The following is a 16,894-nucleotide window of genomic DNA, read 5'->3' on the forward strand; positions in this document are numbered from 1 at the left end:
GTTGTTTGGTCATCTGACACCTCGATCTGGCGAGCATTCTCGCCTAAAAGGGTGTCCGGTTTCATTAGACCACTACAGAATCTCCCGATAACACTATTAAGAGTCCGGCCAACGTCACCGCATGAGCAGCCGAATTACTTCAGACTCAGTGAAGATGACGAGGTCTTTTCGAGTCCCTGCGGTCACGATTGCAGGGTCAATGAAGATACATTTTTTATGTATCTCTTGAAGCTGGAACCCCGCGTGGTTCTTAATCCGGCAGTGGGAACAGCCGCCAATCGTCCACATTCAACCCTACGAAGCTTGTGATTACCAGACCCCAAACCAAGAGCCCGTACCGTGAACAATCGCAATTGGAAAGAAGATCGCCCCGGCAATCAAGAACCCCCAGCTCGCAGCCGTGAAGCATACAAACAAGTGCGTGAACCAAGCTGCAACCATCCAAACAACTAACACCGACCAGGCAATGTTCCCCATTGAAAAGCTCCCTATCCATCTACAAGAAAGCCGCACATGATACAGCAGCATCACCACCAACAAGAGCCCTTAGCCATCACTACCACCACCTACACCACCAGAGCGACCCTTAGAGCCTCAGCCATTCTGTTGACCTGTACTGACCTACCAGCGCCATAGAGGTCAAACGTAATAGACCCAGAGCTGTGCCCTAAGATTTCTTGAGCGGTCCCCAAAGGAACCTCAGCGGCCTTCAGAGCCCCTGCAAGGTGGTGACGTAAGGAGTGGAAAGATTGACCTGTACCTGGGGAGGTCCCTAAGACCTCTCGGAGTAGCTTGTTAAGGACCGCATAGAAAGAACCGATGGTCCGTGTGAAGAGAGCGCCATTAGCTGCCACAGCGAACGCTTTAAGAGCCTCAAGGTCCAGGCCATAGACACTCACCAAGGGCACCTTACGGACACTGAATTTGTTCTTGGTCTCCTTCCCGTCATTGGTGTTTATGTCCATCACCAGCAACCCGTCGATGTCGATAAGGTCCGCTGTGGTCAGTTGGTGAATCTCTCCAATACGCGCCCCAGTGATAACCCCCAGGCTGATCGCCCAGCGCTGCCAATCGTCAGCAGGGAGGCCATTAGCGTGCAGCATGAGGGATGCTATCTGTTCCGGGGAGAACCCTGTACGGCCACTCTCAGCCCCTTTGGTTAGCTGAAGCTTCTTCCCGAAAGCCTGCTTGATATGCCCATTGTCCACCGCCCAGTTCAGGATAGTGGTCAGTTGGGTAAGGATCTTGTTAACGGTCATTGGCTTACGCCCTTCCTTAAGGCTCTCTCGGACAGTCACGAGGTCGGCCCTGGTGTGCGTCCCCATGTCCATCTCTCCGATTACCGAAAGGAGGGTCACGCAGCAGGCCCGCATGCTTCGCATAGACGACTCTTTAACGTCCGCCTTGCGCTCTTCTAAGTAGAGGTCCGAGAGAGCCTTAAAGGTGGTGGTGGTGGTGGTGGTGATTGTCTTACTGCTACTGCTAATGGCTGGCGCCTCTGCTACCACCCCCAGAGCATCCCCTTCAGGCGTATCAAGCGCCGCAATGATCTGCATGATTGGCCCAAGGTTCCCCTCGTCACGCCTCTCACCTGCTGTGGTTATCCGTTTGCCAATGGACACTGTAAGAGCCTGCGCAGCGCTCAGCGGCACCGTACTGGCTATCTCATTGAGGTCCTTACGAACGTCCTTAAAGATTAGCCTTGAGTCACCCAGTTCATCCCACATAGTGCGTGTCTTTAGGACGCTGGTAGCGATGCGCAGTAGGTTCTCTTTGAGTTCAGGCCATGTAGCTTCAGGAGTATCGAGGTGGAAGGCTCGGAGAGTGCCTAAGAGGTGTTTAGCGATGGTCAACGCGGTTTGCCTGTGGGTTGTCTTGAGGGAGAGCGTGCAGGATTGTTTAGAGCCCATAGGACGGACTCTTAGGGTGTATCGACCCTCCCTCCTGTACAGATAGGGACAGGCAAGGTCTAACAGTGTTCTAACACTTTGAGGGTTCTTAGCGGTGTTCTGAGTGGTGTGCAGCATGGTTAAACCCCTGTATTCATTGGGTTAAACCTCATGAGTCACCAAGTTGGCATTCTACTCGCTATGCAGGTTTGCATAAATCAACTCAGCGAGCTTTTTACTGATACCAGGGGCTTTGGCTATTTCGTCGATGCTGGCACGCGATAGTTCCTGCAAGCCACCAAAATGTTTTAACAGTTCCCGCCGACGCTTGGGCCCCACGCCTGCGATCCCTTCCAGGGTTGAGGTACGCCGGGTTTTTCCGCGTCGGGCACGGTGGCCGGTAATGGCAAAACGGTGAGCTTCATCACGGATCTGCTGAATCAAGTGCAGCGCCGGCGAATCTCCCCGCAAAGTGAACTCATGAGCCGCATCATTCAAGTACAACGTTTCAAAACCGGCCTTGCGGGTAGCACCCTTGGCCACGCCGAGCAGGATCAGGTCAGGCACCGCCAGCTCATTGAGCACATCGCGGGCCATGGACAGCTGGCCCTTGCCGCCGTCCACCAGCAGGATATCCGGCAGCTTGCCCTCGCCATCCTTCAGTTTGCTGAAGCGCCGGGTCAAGGCCTGATGCATGGCCGCGTAGTCATCGCCAGCGGTGATACCTTCGATGTTGTAGCGCCGATAATCGGACTTGATCGGTCCTTCCGGCCCAAATACCACGCAGGACGCCACCGTCGCCTCGCCGCTGGAGTGGCTGATGTCGTAGCACTCCAGGCGCTGGGGCGGCTCATCGAGCTTGAGGACGTCGGCCAAGGCTTCAAAACGCGCAGCGACGTGCTGTCGATTCGCCAGGCGCGCGCTCAAGGCCTGTTCGGCGTTGGTCACGGCCAACTGCTGCCAGCGGGCACGGGTGCCACGTACCCGGTGACTGATGTCCAGTTCGCGGCCGCGCAGTTTGTAAATCGCCTCGATCAGCGCAGGGAAGTCCTCATGGACCACGTTGACGATCAGTTCGCCAGGCAAGTCGCGCTCGGGGCTGCTGACGTAGTATTGGCCCAGGAACGCCGCCATGACCTCGGCGACCTCTTCTTGTATACCGGTTTGCGGGAAGAAGTTCTTGCTGCCCAATACCCGCCCGCCACGCACGCTGATCAAGTGCACACAGGCGCCGCCCGGGTTAACGAAGGCGGCGATGACATCGACGTCGCCGGTGCCACCTTCCATGCTTTGCTGGTCCTGGACCCGACGCAGAAACGACACTTGGTCACGCAGTTCGGCAGCGCGCTCGAAATCCAGGGTGCTGGCCGCCTGCTCCATGGCGCCGGACAGCTCGTCGGCCAGGGCATTGCTGCGCCCTTCGAGGAACATCACCGAGTGACGCACGTCCTCGGCATATTCCTGGGGCTCGACCAGGCCCACGCATGGCGCCTTGCAGCGCTTGATCTGGTATTGCAGGCACGGACGGGTACGGTTCTTGTAGAAGCTATCTTCGCACTGGCGCACAAAGAAAGCCTTTTGCAGTAGGCTCAAGCTTTCACGGATCGCGCCGGCGCTGGGGTAAGGTCCAAAGTACTTGCCCTTCTGCTTCTTTGCGCCACGATGGATGCTCAGGCGCGGAAAATCACCGTCCGATAAAAATACATACGGGTAGGATTTATCGTCACGCAGCAGGATGTTGTAGGGCGGCCGCCATTCCTTGATCAACGTCTGCTCAAGCAGCAGCGCCTCGGTTTCGTTGGCAGTGATGGTGGTTTCCACCTGGGCGATACGCCCCACCAGCGCAGCGGTTTTCGGCGCCAGGCCGGACTTGCGAAAATAACTCGCCAAGCGGCTCTTCAGGTTTTTGGCTTTACCGACGTAAAGCAGGCGCGCATCACTGTCGAACATGCGATACACGCCGGGACGGCCACTGCAGGTTGCGAGAAAGGCACTCGAATTAAACGGGGCACTTATTTCAGAGCTTAGTATTTCAGAGCTTGGTATTTCAGCGCTTGGCATTTCAGATACCGACATTTCAGGCGCTGGCGTCCACCATGCCGTGGCGAACCGCCAGCAGGGTCAATTCAACATCGCTGCTAATGGACAGCTTCTCAAAAATTCGATAACGGTAGGTGTTCACGGTTTTCGGCGACAGGCACAGCTTGTCGGAAATCGACTGAACCTTCTGGCAGCCGACAATCATCAAGGCGATCTGGATCTCCCGCTCCGACAGCGCATCGAACGGCGAGTCGCTGGTGGGCTGGAACGATTTGATAGCCAACTGTTGGGCAATCTGCGGGCTGATGTAACGCTGGCCGGCAAACACCAGGCGAATGGCCTGGACCATCTCTGCCAGACCCGCGCCTTTTGTCAGGTAGCCGGCGGCACCCGCTTGTAGAAGCCGCGTAGGAAATGGATCTTCCTCACACACAGTGACTACGACGACCTTGATGTCCGGATGGCTGCGCAACAGCTTGCAAGTGGCGCCAAGACCGCCGATACCGGGCATTTTGACGTCCATCAAAACCACATCAGGCTTCAACTCCCGAGCCTTGATCAGGGACTCCTCCCCTGACTCGGCCTGGCCGACTACTTGCAGGCCATCGATGTCAGCCAGCATTCGTGTAATGCCTGTACGAACGAGATCATGGTCATCGACTACTAGCACCCTAATCAAGCAGACACCTCGCGATATGGTCTTATAGGTTGCTGAACACCTTAGCAAAAAACCAAGGCACAGACCTAGCTGCAAGCGTCATATATATAGAGTTTCAATACACTACGAGCGTCTACCGAGCGGCAGACGGGGTTCTTTCCCAAGCAAAGGGTCAGGAATCCTGGGCCGCCGGCTTGGCTTTTCCATTAAACGCGAATGAATGCTCCGCCAGGGTAGCAGTCAATCGGCGGATTGCGTCCTGGTCTTCCTTGAACATTGCTCGGTAGTTACCCAGCACTTTCTCTTCGACCTGGCTCAAGTTATCCAATTGGATGGGCGTAGGGCTACCTGTCAACACGTACAGGATATCCACACCTCTTTCAGCCACACGGGACAAGTAGTCGGCTTTCGGCGCCCGATCACCGTTTTCATATTTACCTTGCGCGTTCGCTTCTACGCCTCCTATTTCGCCAAAGTTTTTTTGCGACAGGCCAAGCCGCTCTCTTTCCAGCCTTAACCGCGAACCGATTCCACTCATTTGGATGTAATATCCTGTTCTGCACACCCCTAGAGGTGACACACTCATCTCGTTTTACACAAACCTGAACGGTTTTGAACTATGCCCGGTACTCGCACTGCTGCACACAAGCCACGGCCTGGCTGGGGCATCAAGGCAAGTCTTTTCAAGCGTTCGCCGGGCGCAAAAAGAGACGGCGTGGAGGGCCCATAAGGTTGCAGTCCTGCTGGGCATGAAAGACGGCATCATCGCGTCAGTGGATGAAACCCCGAAGTACGATCAGGAAGTCGTCTCGTAGGGTCAGTATGCGCTTATTAGAATCGAGTGCCTGTTTTGCTGAAATGAGTGGATTACCCACCTGTTCACCGCACGTTGACGGGCAAACAATCAAGCTCCATGCGCCAGAAACAGTCTTCCTCGCCCACGATAGCCAAGCCCATGCGCTGATAGAGTCTTTTCGCCGGATTGGTCTTGAATACTGTCAGCCGTAGCAGGCCAAGCCCTTCCGTGTGCGCCTTGAGCGTCATTTGCTCCAGGGCCCAGGCACCCGCCCCTTGCCGGCGAAAGGCGTCGAGGATGTGCAATTCGCGAATATAGAGCGCCTCGGCATCCCGACTCAGGCTGAAAAAGCCCAATACTGTGTCGTCTCGGCAGATCAGCCAATTTTCCCGGCCGACCCAGGCGGTATCGAAGCCCTTGTCGGACCACGACAAATCATATTGACGGTAGTAATTGCCCATCGCCTGATGCGTCAGGGTTCGGGCAAACGCCAAGTACTCGTCCGTCGCGACCCGCAGTTGAAACGCCATATGAATGCGCTCCCTTAGATCAAATCACCACCTGCTGCCCGCTCCACCGCCCGGCATTTCTGCGGGCGATGTTCGCTGGCACGTCGCCAGCAATGGGGATGGATTGAGCAGCAGCAAGGGTCAAGGCAGTCATGTGGTCGCGTCCCAGCAATCATCGTGAAGTTTCATGCAGCATATCGGCAGTTGAGCCATAGCCGTAAGTACCCAAGCGCAATAGAAATTACTGATTGAATCCACCCGCACGCCTCAGTTAAGCTCCACCTATCATTTGGAGACACGCCATGTTGCAACTCACCCAAACTAAGGTTCGCCCTACCGCCAACGCCCAGCGTTCGGTCGTGGCTACCCGCGTGAACGGTTTGAGCGCACTGGTCAGCTTTTATTTTGGTTATTGGTTTAGCCACTGGCGCGCCTGATACCTGAAATCGGCGCCCACGAATCAAGGGGTCGCCTGCCAGAGAAATCTAACCCCCGGTCGGCTCCCCGACCGGGGGTTTTGTTTTTTCGGCCCCTCACTTTTTGCTTGATCCAGAATACTTAAAGGAATCGCGACATGAACTGCATCACTTATTACCGCTACGACACTTGCACCGCCTGGCGATTTAGCAAGCTCCGCTCGGGACAGCCTGCCGCCTCCGACCGGTCACCTACAGGTGGCAAGCCAACACACGTAGCCAGTCTGGCCAATTGTCGAACACCCCAGTAGGGCCGAGCGTGCGGGAACAGCCCGCCGCTTGCCCAGGAAGCCCGAATATGAACTCGTCCATCGCCGCCCTGCCTGTTTGCACCTTGTCCTGTGCCAATGAAACGCTGACCCAGCGTTTGCCCAGTTCCCTTGAACTCAAGCAGCAACTGCCCCTGAGCCCGTTCCTGACCGAGCAAGTCAGCGCCCATCGCCAGGCCGTGCGCGCCATTCTCGATGGCAAGGACTCACGCCTGCTGGTCATCGTTGGCCCTTGCTCGATCCACGACCCTGAATCGGCCATGGAATACGCCCGCAACCTGAAAAAACTGGCCAATGAGGTCCGTGACCAGATGCTGCTGGTGATCCGCGCCTATGTCGAAAAGCCCCGCACCACCATCGGCTGGAAGGGTCTTGCCTACGACCCGCGCCTGGATGGCAGCGACGACATGGCCGCCGGCCTGACCCTGTCCCGTGAATTGATGCGCGAAATGCTGCGCCTGGGCCTGCCGGTCGCCACCGAGGTGCTGCAACCGATGGCCGGCGGCTACTTCGATGACCTGCTCAGTTGGGTCGCCATTGGCGCACGCACCACCGAATCGCAGATCCACCGGGAAATGGCCAGCGGCCTGGGCATACCCGTGGGCTTCAAGAATGGCACCGACGGCGGCGTGGCCATCGCCTGCGACGCCATGCGCTCTGCCGCTCATCCGCACCGCCACTTCGGTGTCGACAGCCAGGGGCATCCGGCGATCATCCAGACCCAGGGCAACCCCGACACCCACCTGGTGTTGCGCGGCGGCCACCGTGGGCCGAACTACGACCGCCAGAGCGTGGCCCAAGTGAAAGACGACCTGGCGAAAACCAAGGTAGCCACTCGGATCATGGTCGATTGCAGCCACGCCAACAGTGGCAAGGACCCTTTACGCCAACCGGCAGTGTTCAATGATGTGCTGGAGCAGCGCTTGCAAGGCGACACATCACTGATCGGCATGATGCTGGAAAGCCACCTTTTCGAAGGCTGTCAACCACTGGGCCCGTCGATGCGCTACGGGGTATCGGTGACAGACGGTTGCCTGGGCTGGAACGGGACAGACCAGTTGCTGCGCGACGCTGCCCATCGGCTGCGTGAACATCATCGGAACTTTGCCGGGAAATAACCGCCTGAATCCGGTACGCTCACCTTTTTTATTCAAGGAGTTACCCCTCATGGCCAAAGCCACCGCCCGCCACATCCTGGTTGCCACTGAAGACAAGTGCAACGAACTGAAGACCCAGATCGAAGGCGGCGCCGATTTCGCCGAAGTTGCCAAAGCCAACTCCTCTTGCCCATCCAGCCGTCAAGGTGGCGACCTGGGCTCGTTCGGTCCAGGCCAGATGGTCAAGGAGTTCGACGCCGTGGTCTTCAGCGCCCCGGTCAACACCGTGCAAGGCCCGGTGAAAACCCAGTTCGGTTATCACCTGCTGGAAGTGACCAGCCGCCAGGACTGATCCGTGCACACTGATGCATAAAACAACGGCCCGCCTTTTGGTGGGCCGTTGTGTTTGTGCGACAGCATGGCGACTGGCGACGCGTGCGCGGTTAGCGTACAAATCCTCTTCCTTCTTCACCCGGCGCCCAAGGCTGATAATGCGACTGGACTTCTTCACCTTATTTGGCTCGACCCTGCTTTGCTCCACCCTGGCCCTGCTAATGGCGAGCGCAGCCGTTGTCGCCGCGCCGCAACAGGCATTGACCGTCTACGGAGAACCGGCGAAATACCCCGCCGGCTTCAGTCACTTTGCCTACGCCAATCCCAAGGCCCCCAAGGGCGGTAGCCTGCGACGCTCGGCCGTGGAGATCGGCCGTTTCGACCACGTCCTGCCGTATATCGATAAAGGCATCGGCGTCAGCCAACTCGACGGCTGGGTGTACTCGCCCCTGGCCCAGCGCTCTCTGGATGAGCCCTATACCGTCTATGGCCTGGTGGCGGAAAAAATGGAGCGCTCAGACGATGGTCTGTCTCTGCGTTTCTACCTCAACCCCAAAGCCAAGTTTGCCGATAACACGCCGATCACCGCCGAAGACGTGCGCTACACCTTTGACCTGCTGATGACCCAGGGCAGCCTGCGCTACAGAACCCTGTTCGCCGACGTCAAGCACGTCGAAGTGGAAGGCCCTCGGCAAGTGCGCTTCGACTTTTCCAGCAACGAAAACCGCACCCTGCCCCTGGATATCGCCACCCTGCCGGTCTTCCCCGAGCACTGGTGGAAAACCCGTGACTTCGCCAACGGCGGCGGCTACGAAGCGCCACTGGGTAGCGGCCCGTACCGCGTCAGCAAGGTCGATTCGGGCAACACCATCAGTTTCCAGCGCAACCCTGACTGGTGGGGCAAGGACCTCCCCATCAGCCGTGGCCTGTACAACTTCGATCACCTGAGCCTGGAGTACTTCGGTGACACCGAAGTCGCGCGCCAAGTCCTGCGGGGTGGCGCCTACGATTTGAACCGCGAATTCTCCGCCACCGGCTACTCCATCGGCTACAACGGCCCGGCCCTGGACGACGGCCGCCTGCAACGAGCGCACCTGGCCAAGGACGCGCCGCAACCGGCCCAGGGCTACGTGTTCAACACGCAAAAACCGATATTCCAGGACCGCCGCGTGCGTCAGGCTCTGGCCATGCTCTGGGATTTCGAGTGGGCGAACCGGCAGATGATGCGCAATATGTACATCCGCCAGCAAAGCTATTTCTCCAACAGCCCGCTGGCGGCCACTCAGTTGCCGGACGCTCAGGAGTTGGCGATTCTCGAACCCCTACGCGGGCAGATTCCCGACGAAGTCTTCACCAAAGTGTTCAAGGCGCCGACCACCGACGGCACCGGCATGATCCGCGACAAACAACTGCAAGCCCTGGAACTGCTGGAACAGGCCGGCTGGAAGCCTAAAGGCGACAAACTGGTCAACGCCGCCGGCGAACCGCTGGAGTTCACCTTCCTCAATGCCCAAGGCGGCCTTGAACGCCTATTGTTGCCCTACAAGCGCAACCTGGCGCAGATCGGCATCACTCTCAATATCCGCCGTATCGACTCCTCGCAGTACGTCAATCGCATGATGGCCCGGGACTACGACATGATCGTCACCGGCTTCCCGGTCACCACCTCGCCGGGGATGGAGCTATACAACTACTTCGGCTCGTCTGCCGCCTTCGATCCCGGCGCCAACAACTACATGGTGTTGAAAAACCCGGCGGTGGATACCCTGATCACCGGGCTGGTCCGCGCTACCACCCAGGCGCAGATGCTCAGCTATGCCCACGCCCTGGACCGGGTGCTGCAATGGAATTACTACTGGATCCCCAATTACTACCCGCCCGGCTCATCGGCGGCATGGTGGAACCGCTTCGGTCGCCCGGCCGTGGCAGCCAGCAATGACGAAGCCCTGGAAACCTGGTGGGAAGTCAGCCACACCCCGCTGACCAATGAGCAAATGGACGCCGAGCTGATCAAGCGCGGCCAGTCGGGAGGTGCCCACTGATGTTTACCTATATCGTGCAGCGCCTGCTGCTGATCATCCCCACCCTGGTGATCATCCTCCTGGTGAATTTCGTCATCGTCCAGGCCGCGCCGGGCGGCCCGGTGGAACAGGCCATCGCCCACCTGCAAGGGATTGGCGGCGGTGGCATTGGCGGCTCGTCCGGCGAAAGCATCGGCAACGGCTCACGGGCCAGTCGTGGGCTGGACCCGAAACTGATCAAGGACATCGAAAAACAGTACGGCTTCGACAAGCCAGCGCCGGAGCGCCTGTGGCTGATGCTCAAGAGCTACGCCCAACTGGATTTCGGCAACAGCTTCTTTCGCGGCTCGACGGTGATTGATCTGATTCTGGAAAAAATGCCCGTGACCATTTCCCTGGGCCTGTGGGCGACGCTGATCACCTACCTCGTATCGATTCCCCTGGGAATTCGCAAGGCCGTGCGCCATGGCAGCCAGTTCGACATATGGAGCAGCACGGCCATCGTCATCGGTTATGCAATGCCGGCGTTCCTGTTTGCGATGTTCCTGATCGTGGTCTTTGCCGGAGGCACCTCGCTGAACTGGTTCCCGGTGCGTGGCCTGGTCTCGGAAAATTTCGACCAGTTAAGCACTATCGGCAAGATCGCCGACTACTTCTGGCACCTGGTGTTGCCGGTCAGCGCCCTGGTGATCGGCGGCTTTGCCACCTTAACCATCCTCACCAAAAACTCGTTCCTCAATGAAATCACCCGCCAATACGTGGTCACCGCCCGCGCCAAGGGCCTGAGCGAACGCCGCGTGCTCTACGGCCATGTGTTTCGCAACGCGATGCTGCTGGTGATCGCCGGCATTCCCCAGGCGTTCATCAGCGTGTTCTTCGCAGGCTCCCTGCTGATCGAGGTGATCTTCTCCCTCGACGGCCTGGGCCGCATGAGCTACGAAGCCGCCGTCTCGCGGGATTACCCGGTGGTGTTCGGCTCGTTGTTTATCTTCACCTTGTTCGGCCTTTTGATAAAACTCATCGGTGACCTCTGCTACACCCTGGTGGACCCGCGCATCGACTTCGCCGCGAGGAACGCCTGATGCTCAGACTGTCCCCCGTAGCTCGCCGGCGCTTTGAACGTTTCAAGAAAAACCGGCGCGGCTGGTGGTCGCTATGGCTGTTTATCGGCCTGTTCATCCTGACCCTGGGCGGCGAGTTGGTCGCCAATGACAAGCCCTTGGTACTCAGTTACCAGGACGAACTGTACTTCCCGGCCTTCAAGCGCTACACCGAACAGCAGTTCGGCGGCCAACTGCCGTTCCAGGCTGACTACCGCAGCGACTACGTGCAAAAGCTGATCAAGAAAGACGGCGGCTGGATGCTGTTCCCGCCGATCCCCTTCAGCGACGACACCCCCAACTATGAACTGACCCGCCCTGCCCCAAGCCCACCGTCGACGGTGAACTGGCTGGGCACCGACGACCAGTCCCGCGACGTACTGGCGCGGGTGATCTTCGGTGCGCGGGTGTCAATCCTCTTCGCCCTGGCCCTGACTGTCATCAGCGGCGCCATCGGCATTGCCGCCGGGGCCTTGCAGGGTTACTACGGCGGCTGGGTAGACCTGCTCGGCCAACGAATACTGGAAGTGTGGTCGGGATTACCGGTGCTGTACCTGCTGATCATTCTCTCAGGGTTTGTCGAGCCCAACTTCTGGTGGCTGCTGGGGATCATGGCGCTGTTCTCGTGGCTGGCCCTGGTGGACGTGGTACGCGCCGAATTCCTGCGCGGTCGCAATCTCGAATACGTCAAAGCCGCACGGGCGTTGGGCCTGAGCGACGCCAAGATCATCCGCCGGCATATCCTGCCCAACGCAATGAATGCCACCTTGAGCTATTTGCCATTCATTCTGACCGGGGCGATTTCAACCTTGAGCGCCCTGGACTTCCTCGGTTTCGGCATGCCGGCGGGCAGCGCCTCATTGGGTGAACTAATCGCCCAAGGCAAACAGAACCTGCAAGCGCCCTGGCTGGGGCTGACGGCGTTTTTCACCCTGGCGCTGATTCTGTCGCTGCTGGTGTTTATCGGCGAGGCGTTGCGTGACGCCTTCGACCCACGATCATGAAAGGCAGCGAACTTATGACCGACAACCTGATCGAGATCCGCGACCTGTGCGTCGCCTTCAGCGGCCAGACCGTGGTGCGCAAGCTGTGCCTGGATGTGCGCCCCGGCGAGTGCCTGGCGCTAGTGGGTGAATCTGGTTCCGGCAAGTCGGTGACCGCCCACTCGATCCTGCAACTGCTGCCCGAAGTCGGCACTGAAACCATAGGCTCCGTGCGTTATCGCGGCCAGGAGTTGATTGGGGCATCCGCCTCCACCCTGCAAAAGCTGCGGGGCAACCGGATTGCGATGATCTTCCAGGAGCCGATGACCTCCCTCAACCCGCTGCACAGCATCGAAAAACAGATCGGCGAAACCCTGCTGCTGCACAAGGGTCTGAGTGGCAAGGCGGCGCAAGCACGCACCCTTGAGCTGCTGGAACTGGTAGGCATCCAGAAACCCCAGGAACGGCTCAAGGCTTATCCCCATCAACTGTCCGGCGGCCAGCGCCAACGGGTGATGATCGCCATGGCGCTGGCCTGCGAACCGGAACTATTGATCGCCGACGAACCCACCACGGCACTGGATGTGACGGTGCAGCGCAAGATCCTGGTGCTGCTCAAGTCCCTGCAACAACGCCTGGGCATGTCGCTGTTGCTGATCAGCCACGACCTCAATCTGGTGCGTAGTATTGCCCAGCGAGTCTGCGTGATGCGCGCCGGGGAAATCGTCGAGCAGGCCGACTGCCAAACCCTGTTCAGCGCGCCGCAACATCCCTACAGCCGCCTGTTGCTGGACGCCGAACCGGCTGGCGCCCCGTTGTGCCGCGACGAGTACGAGACCGTGCTGCAGGTCGATGACTTGAGCGTGCAGTTCCAGATCGGCGGCGGCCTGTTTCGACGCAAGCAATACCTGCGGGCAGTGGACGGTATCAGCCTGAGCGTGCAGCGCGGCAAGACCCTCGGGATCGTTGGCGAATCCGGCTCCGGCAAGTCAACCCTCGGCCAGGCGATCCTGCGGTTGCTGGATTCCAGCGGCGGCATTCGCTTCCAGGGTGAAGCCCTTGACGGCCTGACCCACAAGCAAATGCGCCCCTGGCGCAAGCAAATGCAAGTGGTGTTCCAGGACCCCTTCGGCAGCCTCAGCCCGCGCATGTCGGTGGAGCAGATCATCAGCGAAGGCCTGGAAGTCCATGCCCCGTGCAGCCTCAAGGACCGCGAGGCGCAGGTGATTCAGGTGCTCGAAGACGTAGGCCTGGACCCCGCCAGCCGCCATCGCTACCCCCACGAATTCTCCGGCGGCCAGCGCCAACGCATCGCCATCGCCCGCGCCCTGGTGCTCAAGCCAGCGTTGATGCTGCTGGATGAACCGACCTCGGCACTTGACCGTACGGTGCAGAAACAAGTGGTCGCTCTGCTGCGTGAACTCCAGGAAAAATACGGCCTGACCTACCTGTTTATCAGCCACGACCTGGCGGTGGTGCGTGCCCTGGCCCATGACATGATCGTGATCAAGGACGGCAAGGTGGTGGAGCGCGGGCCGAGCCATGACGTATTTGAATCGCCACAGCATCCTTACACCCAAGAACTTCTCGCCGCTGCATGCGTGTAAAACGGATTGCCTGACATGAACACCACCGAAAGCCTCAAGGACTACCAACGCGTTCGCGCCCTGGCGATCCGCTCGTTGTTCAAGATCATCGAGCAGTCCAGCGAAGGCACGGTGATTGTCGACAGCGACGCCAATATCGTCTGGATGAACGAACGCTACGCCAAGCGCTTCGGCCTCAAAAGCGCCGACCAGGCCATCGGTCAACCGTGCGAGCAGGTGATTTCCAACAGCCTGTTGCGCCAGGTGGTGCGCACAGACCTGCCCATCCTGCTGGATATCCAGGACACCCCCAAAGGCCCGCTGGTGGTGATGCGCCTGCCGATCCATGACGATGCCGGCGCGGTGATCGGCGCCATTGGTTTTGCCCTGTTCGATGAGCTGCGCAACCTGTCGCCGCTGATCGAACGTTACCTGAGCATGCAGCAGGAGCTGGCCTCCACCCGCTCGCTGCTGCGCTCACGCCAGAGCAAGTACAACTTCGCGCACTTTATCGGCACCAGCGCCGCCAGCCTGGAAGTCAAACGCCGCGCCCGACGCAGCGCCAGCGCCGAATCCCCGGTGTTGCTGCTGGGGGAAACCGGTACCGGCAAAGAATTGTTGGCCCAGGCCATTCACGGCGCCTCACCACGCGCCCACAAGGCGTTTGTCAGCATCAACAGTGCGGCGATCCCCCATGACCTGCTGGAAGCCGAATTCTTCGGCACCGCCCCCGGCGCCTTCACCGGCGCCGACCGCAAGGGTCGCCCCGGCAAGTTGCAGATCGCCCAGGGCGGCACGTTGTTTCTCGATGAAATCGGCGACATGCCGCTGCCGCTGCAAAGCAAATTGCTGCGGGTGTTGCAGGAGAAGGAGTTCGAGCCGGTGGGCTCCAACGAGATGATCCACAGCGACGTGCGGGTGATCGCCGCGACGTCCATGGACCTGGAAGCCGCGATCAAACGCGGCGAGTTTCGGGCGGACTTGTATTACCGCCTTAACGTCCTGCCGATCCAGGTCCCGCCCTTACGCGACCGCCTGGACGACCTGCCGGCGTTGAGTGAAGCAATCCTGGAGGAACTGCGCAGCGAGCATGAACTGGATCGCGAGGCCTTGGCGCTCCTGGCACAGCACGCCTGGCCGGGGAATATCCGCGAGTTGCGCAACGTGCTGGAGCGGGCGGCGCTGCTCAGTGATGACCTGGTGCTGGATGCCCGCGAGATTCGCGCGGCGATTGGCACGTTCAGTCCGGTGGAGCGCAGTGCCGTGGAGTCGGTTGAAGGTGAAACCTTCAGTGCGGCGCGGGAACGGTTTGATCGGCAGATGATTGGGGCGGCGCTTAAGGCGTGTGAGGGGAATGTGGTTGAAGCAGCGAAGCGGTTGGAGCTGGGCAGGTCGACGCTGTACAAGAAAATGGTGGCGTTGGGCATCGAACAATCTCAATAAAGAGATTAAAATCCCGAAATAGAGACACCCCTTGTAAGAGCGAGCTTGCTCGCAAAAAGCGCAAAGGCACCGCATGCATCCTGGGTGCCAGCGTTATCGTTGACGACCATCGCGAGCAAGCTCGCTCCTACAGTGGGCCAGTACTCGTCTCAAAACAGAGATAACTGCTGAATAACTTTTACTAAAATAAAATAATATTCATATATTTCAACAAGTTAACAACTTGGCACAAATCCCGCTATAGCCCCTTTCCACAGCTTCACCCCCACAAAAATAACAATCCGATTGGAGACACTCCATGAGTGTGATCATTGCCCTCGCAGCCCTCGCGCTGCTGATGCTGGCGGCCTACCGTGGCTACAGCGTCATCCTGTTTGCTCCCATTGCCGCCCTCGGCGCCGTATTGCTCACCGACCCTTCCGCCGTCGCGCCCGCCTTCACCGGGGTGTTCATGGAAAAAATGGTCGGCTTTATCAAACTGTACTTTCCGGTGTTCCTGCTGGGTGCGGTGTTCGGCAAGCTGATCGAAATTTCCGGTTTCTCGCGCTCCATCGTCGCCGCCGCCATTCGTTTGCTCGGCACTCGCCAGGCGATGCTGGTAATCGTGCTGGTCTGCGCTTTGCTGACCTACGGCGGCGTGTCGTTGTTTGTGGTGGTGTTCGCGGTGTACCCGTTTGCCGCCGAGATGTTCCGCCAGAGCAATATCCCCAAGCGCCTGATCCCGGCGACCATCGCCCTCGGTGCATTTTCATTCACCATGGACGCACTGCCCGGCACGCCGCAGATCCAGAACATCATCCCCAGCACCTTTTTCAACACCACCGCCTGGGCTGCCCCGTTGCTGGGCGTGATCGGCGCCATCTTCGTGTTCTGCGCCGGCATGCTCTACCTGGCCCGCCAGCGCAACAAGGCCCAGCGCGCCGGTGAAGGCTACGGCACCGAACTGCGCAACGAACCGGAAACCGCTGAAGACATCAAGCTGCCCAACCCGTGGATCGCCCTGTCGCCGCTGCTACTGGTAGGGGTCATGAACCTGCTGTTCACCCACTGGATTCCTCTGTGGTACGGCAAGACCCACAGCCTCAGCCTGCCGGGCATGAGCGTGCCGGTGCAGACCGAGATCGCTAAGCTCACGGCAATCTGGGCAGTGCAGGCGGCGCTGTTGGTGGGGATCATCATGGTGCTGGTGTTCGGCTTTTCGGCGATCCGCAGCAAGCTGGCCGAAGGCAGTAAAAGCGCGGTCAGCGGTGCGCTGCTGGCGGCAATGAACACCGCTTCGGAATACGGCTTTGGCGCGGTGATCGCCTCCTTGCCGGGTTTCCTGGTGCTGGCGGACTGGCTCAAGGGCATCCCCGACCCACTGGTCAACGAAGCGATTACCGTGACCCTGCTGGCCGGCATCACCGGTTCTGCATCCGGCGGCATGAGCATCGCCCTGGCGGCGATGTCCGAGAGTTTTATTTCGGCAGCGCATGCGGCCAATATCCCCCTTGAAGTGCTGCACCGGGTCGCGGCCATGGCCAGCGGCGGCATGGACACCCTGCCCCACAACGGCGCCGTCATCACGCTGCTGGCGGTGACCGGGCTGACCCACCGCGAAGCCTATAAAGACATTTTCGGCATCACCATCATCAAGACCCTTGCGGTGTTCGTGGTGATCGGTACTTTCTATGCCACCGGTATTGTGTGAGGTT

Annotated in this window: 14 protein-coding genes and 1 pseudogene; 10 read left to right on the plus strand and 5 right to left on the minus strand. The window is 59.2% G+C overall.

Going from position 1 to position 16,894, the window contains the following annotated elements; all coding sequences use genetic code 11:
* Nucleotides 1-566: 566 nt before the first annotated feature.
* The 4 genes from AAEZ06_RS25230 to AAEZ06_RS25245 form a co-directional block, all read right to left on the minus strand.
* Nucleotides 567-2,027, minus strand: coding sequence for a tyrosine-type recombinase/integrase (locus AAEZ06_RS25230; protein WP_350616786.1), 1,461 nt, complete (start codon nt 2,025-2,027; stop codon nt 567-569).
* Between the two features lie 54 nt (nt 2,028-2,081).
* On the minus strand, nt 2,082-3,905 hold the full coding sequence (gene uvrC, locus AAEZ06_RS25235; RefSeq protein ID WP_350616835.1) for an excinuclease ABC subunit UvrC: 1,824 nt from the start codon (nt 3,903-3,905) through the stop codon (nt 2,082-2,084).
* Nucleotides 3,906-3,966: 61 nt separating this feature from the next.
* On the minus strand, nt 3,967-4,608 hold the full coding sequence (gene gacA, locus AAEZ06_RS25240) for a response regulator transcription factor GacA (RefSeq protein ID WP_133100139.1): 642 nt from the start codon (nt 4,606-4,608) through the stop codon (nt 3,967-3,969).
* Between the two features lie 151 nt (nt 4,609-4,759).
* Entirely contained in the window at nt 4,760-5,125 is a 366-nt protein-coding gene (locus AAEZ06_RS25245) for a helix-turn-helix domain-containing protein (RefSeq protein WP_149413957.1), read from the minus strand.
* A gap of 81 nt (nt 5,126-5,206) precedes the next feature.
* Between AAEZ06_RS25245 and AAEZ06_RS25250 the strand changes: the two are divergent.
* Nucleotides 5,207-5,402, plus strand: a pseudogene (locus AAEZ06_RS25250) (helix-turn-helix domain-containing protein).
* Between the two features lie 64 nt (nt 5,403-5,466).
* Here the strand turns inward: AAEZ06_RS25250 and AAEZ06_RS25255 are convergent.
* A complete protein-coding gene (locus AAEZ06_RS25255) occupies nt 5,467-5,913 on the minus strand; it encodes a GNAT family N-acetyltransferase (protein ID WP_149413956.1) in 447 nt (148 codons plus the stop codon).
* Nucleotides 5,914-6,194: 281 nt separating this feature from the next.
* Between AAEZ06_RS25255 and AAEZ06_RS25260 the strand changes: the two genes are divergently transcribed.
* From AAEZ06_RS25260 to AAEZ06_RS25300, 9 genes are all read left to right on the plus strand, one after another.
* Nucleotides 6,195-6,329 carry a hypothetical protein gene (locus AAEZ06_RS25260; RefSeq protein WP_256666320.1) on the plus strand — a complete coding sequence of 45 codons (135 nt, stop codon included), beginning with the start codon at nt 6,195-6,197 and terminating at the stop codon, nt 6,327-6,329.
* A 337-nt stretch (nt 6,330-6,666) separates the two neighbouring features.
* On the plus strand, nt 6,667-7,755 hold the full coding sequence (locus AAEZ06_RS25265) for a 3-deoxy-7-phosphoheptulonate synthase (protein ID WP_149413955.1): 1,089 nt from the start codon (nt 6,667-6,669) through the stop codon (nt 7,753-7,755).
* A 49-nt stretch (nt 7,756-7,804) separates the two neighbouring features.
* Nucleotides 7,805-8,086: a peptidylprolyl isomerase gene (locus tag AAEZ06_RS25270; protein ID WP_149413954.1), complete on the plus strand. Its 282-nt coding sequence runs from the start codon at nt 7,805-7,807 to the stop codon at nt 8,084-8,086.
* 139 nt (nt 8,087-8,225) lie between these two features.
* Nucleotides 8,226-10,109, plus strand: a complete 1,884-nt coding sequence (locus tag AAEZ06_RS25275; RefSeq protein ID WP_149413953.1) for an extracellular solute-binding protein — start codon at nt 8,226-8,228, stop codon at nt 10,107-10,109.
* Entirely contained in the window at nt 10,109-11,170 is a 1,062-nt protein-coding gene (locus AAEZ06_RS25280) for a microcin C ABC transporter permease YejB (protein ID WP_149413952.1), read from the plus strand. Before AAEZ06_RS25275 ends, AAEZ06_RS25280 begins: the two co-directional genes overlap by 1 nt.
* Nucleotides 11,170-12,192: an ABC transporter permease gene (locus AAEZ06_RS25285; protein WP_350616791.1), complete on the plus strand. Its 1,023-nt coding sequence runs from the start codon at nt 11,170-11,172 to the stop codon at nt 12,190-12,192. Before AAEZ06_RS25280 ends, AAEZ06_RS25285 begins: the two co-directional genes overlap by 1 nt.
* Before the next feature lie 14 nt (nt 12,193-12,206).
* On the plus strand, nt 12,207-13,778 hold the full coding sequence (locus AAEZ06_RS25290) for an ABC transporter ATP-binding protein (RefSeq protein WP_350616793.1): 1,572 nt from the start codon (nt 12,207-12,209) through the stop codon (nt 13,776-13,778).
* 15 nt (nt 13,779-13,793) lie between these two features.
* Nucleotides 13,794-15,200, plus strand: coding sequence for a sigma-54 interaction domain-containing protein (locus AAEZ06_RS25295; RefSeq protein WP_149413949.1), 1,407 nt, complete (start codon nt 13,794-13,796; stop codon nt 15,198-15,200).
* A 298-nt stretch (nt 15,201-15,498) separates the two neighbouring features.
* Nucleotides 15,499-16,890 (plus strand): GntP family permease, encoded by a 1,392-nt coding sequence (locus AAEZ06_RS25300; protein ID WP_149413948.1) that lies wholly within the window; start codon nt 15,499-15,501, stop codon nt 16,888-16,890.
* The last annotated feature ends 4 nt before the right edge of the window (nt 16,891-16,894 follow it).

This window comes from Pseudomonas sp. HY7a-MNA-CIBAN-0227 (genome assembly GCF_040310325.1).
Taxonomy (GTDB): Bacteria; Pseudomonadota; Gammaproteobacteria; order Pseudomonadales; family Pseudomonadaceae; genus Aquipseudomonas.

Bases quoted from the DNA above. Each gene is read 5' to 3' on its own strand.
- AAEZ06_RS25230 (WP_350616786.1), bottom strand. From the start codon at position 2,027: ATGCTGCACACCACTCAGAACACCGCTAAGAACCCTCAAAGTGTTAGA.
- AAEZ06_RS25245 (WP_149413957.1), bottom strand. From the start codon at position 5,125: ATGAGTGGAATCGGTTCGCGGTTAAGGCTGGAAAGAGAGCGGCTTGGC.
- AAEZ06_RS25255 (WP_149413956.1), bottom strand. From the start codon at position 5,913: ATGGCGTTTCAACTGCGGGTCGCGACGGACGAGTACTTGGCGTTTGCC.
- AAEZ06_RS25260 (WP_256666320.1), top strand. From the start codon at position 6,195: ATGTTGCAACTCACCCAAACTAAGGTTCGCCCTACCGCCAACGCCCAG.
- AAEZ06_RS25265 (WP_149413955.1), top strand. From the start codon at position 6,667: ATGAACTCGTCCATCGCCGCCCTGCCTGTTTGCACCTTGTCCTGTGCC.
- AAEZ06_RS25270 (WP_149413954.1), top strand. From the start codon at position 7,805: ATGGCCAAAGCCACCGCCCGCCACATCCTGGTTGCCACTGAAGACAAG.
- AAEZ06_RS25275 (WP_149413953.1), top strand. From the start codon at position 8,226: ATGCGACTGGACTTCTTCACCTTATTTGGCTCGACCCTGCTTTGCTCC.
- AAEZ06_RS25280 (WP_149413952.1), top strand. From the start codon at position 10,109: ATGTTTACCTATATCGTGCAGCGCCTGCTGCTGATCATCCCCACCCTG.
- AAEZ06_RS25285 (WP_350616791.1), top strand. From the start codon at position 11,170: ATGCTCAGACTGTCCCCCGTAGCTCGCCGGCGCTTTGAACGTTTCAAG.
- AAEZ06_RS25290 (WP_350616793.1), top strand. From the start codon at position 12,207: ATGACCGACAACCTGATCGAGATCCGCGACCTGTGCGTCGCCTTCAGC.
- AAEZ06_RS25295 (WP_149413949.1), top strand. From the start codon at position 13,794: ATGAACACCACCGAAAGCCTCAAGGACTACCAACGCGTTCGCGCCCTG.
- AAEZ06_RS25300 (WP_149413948.1), top strand. From the start codon at position 15,499: ATGAGTGTGATCATTGCCCTCGCAGCCCTCGCGCTGCTGATGCTGGCG.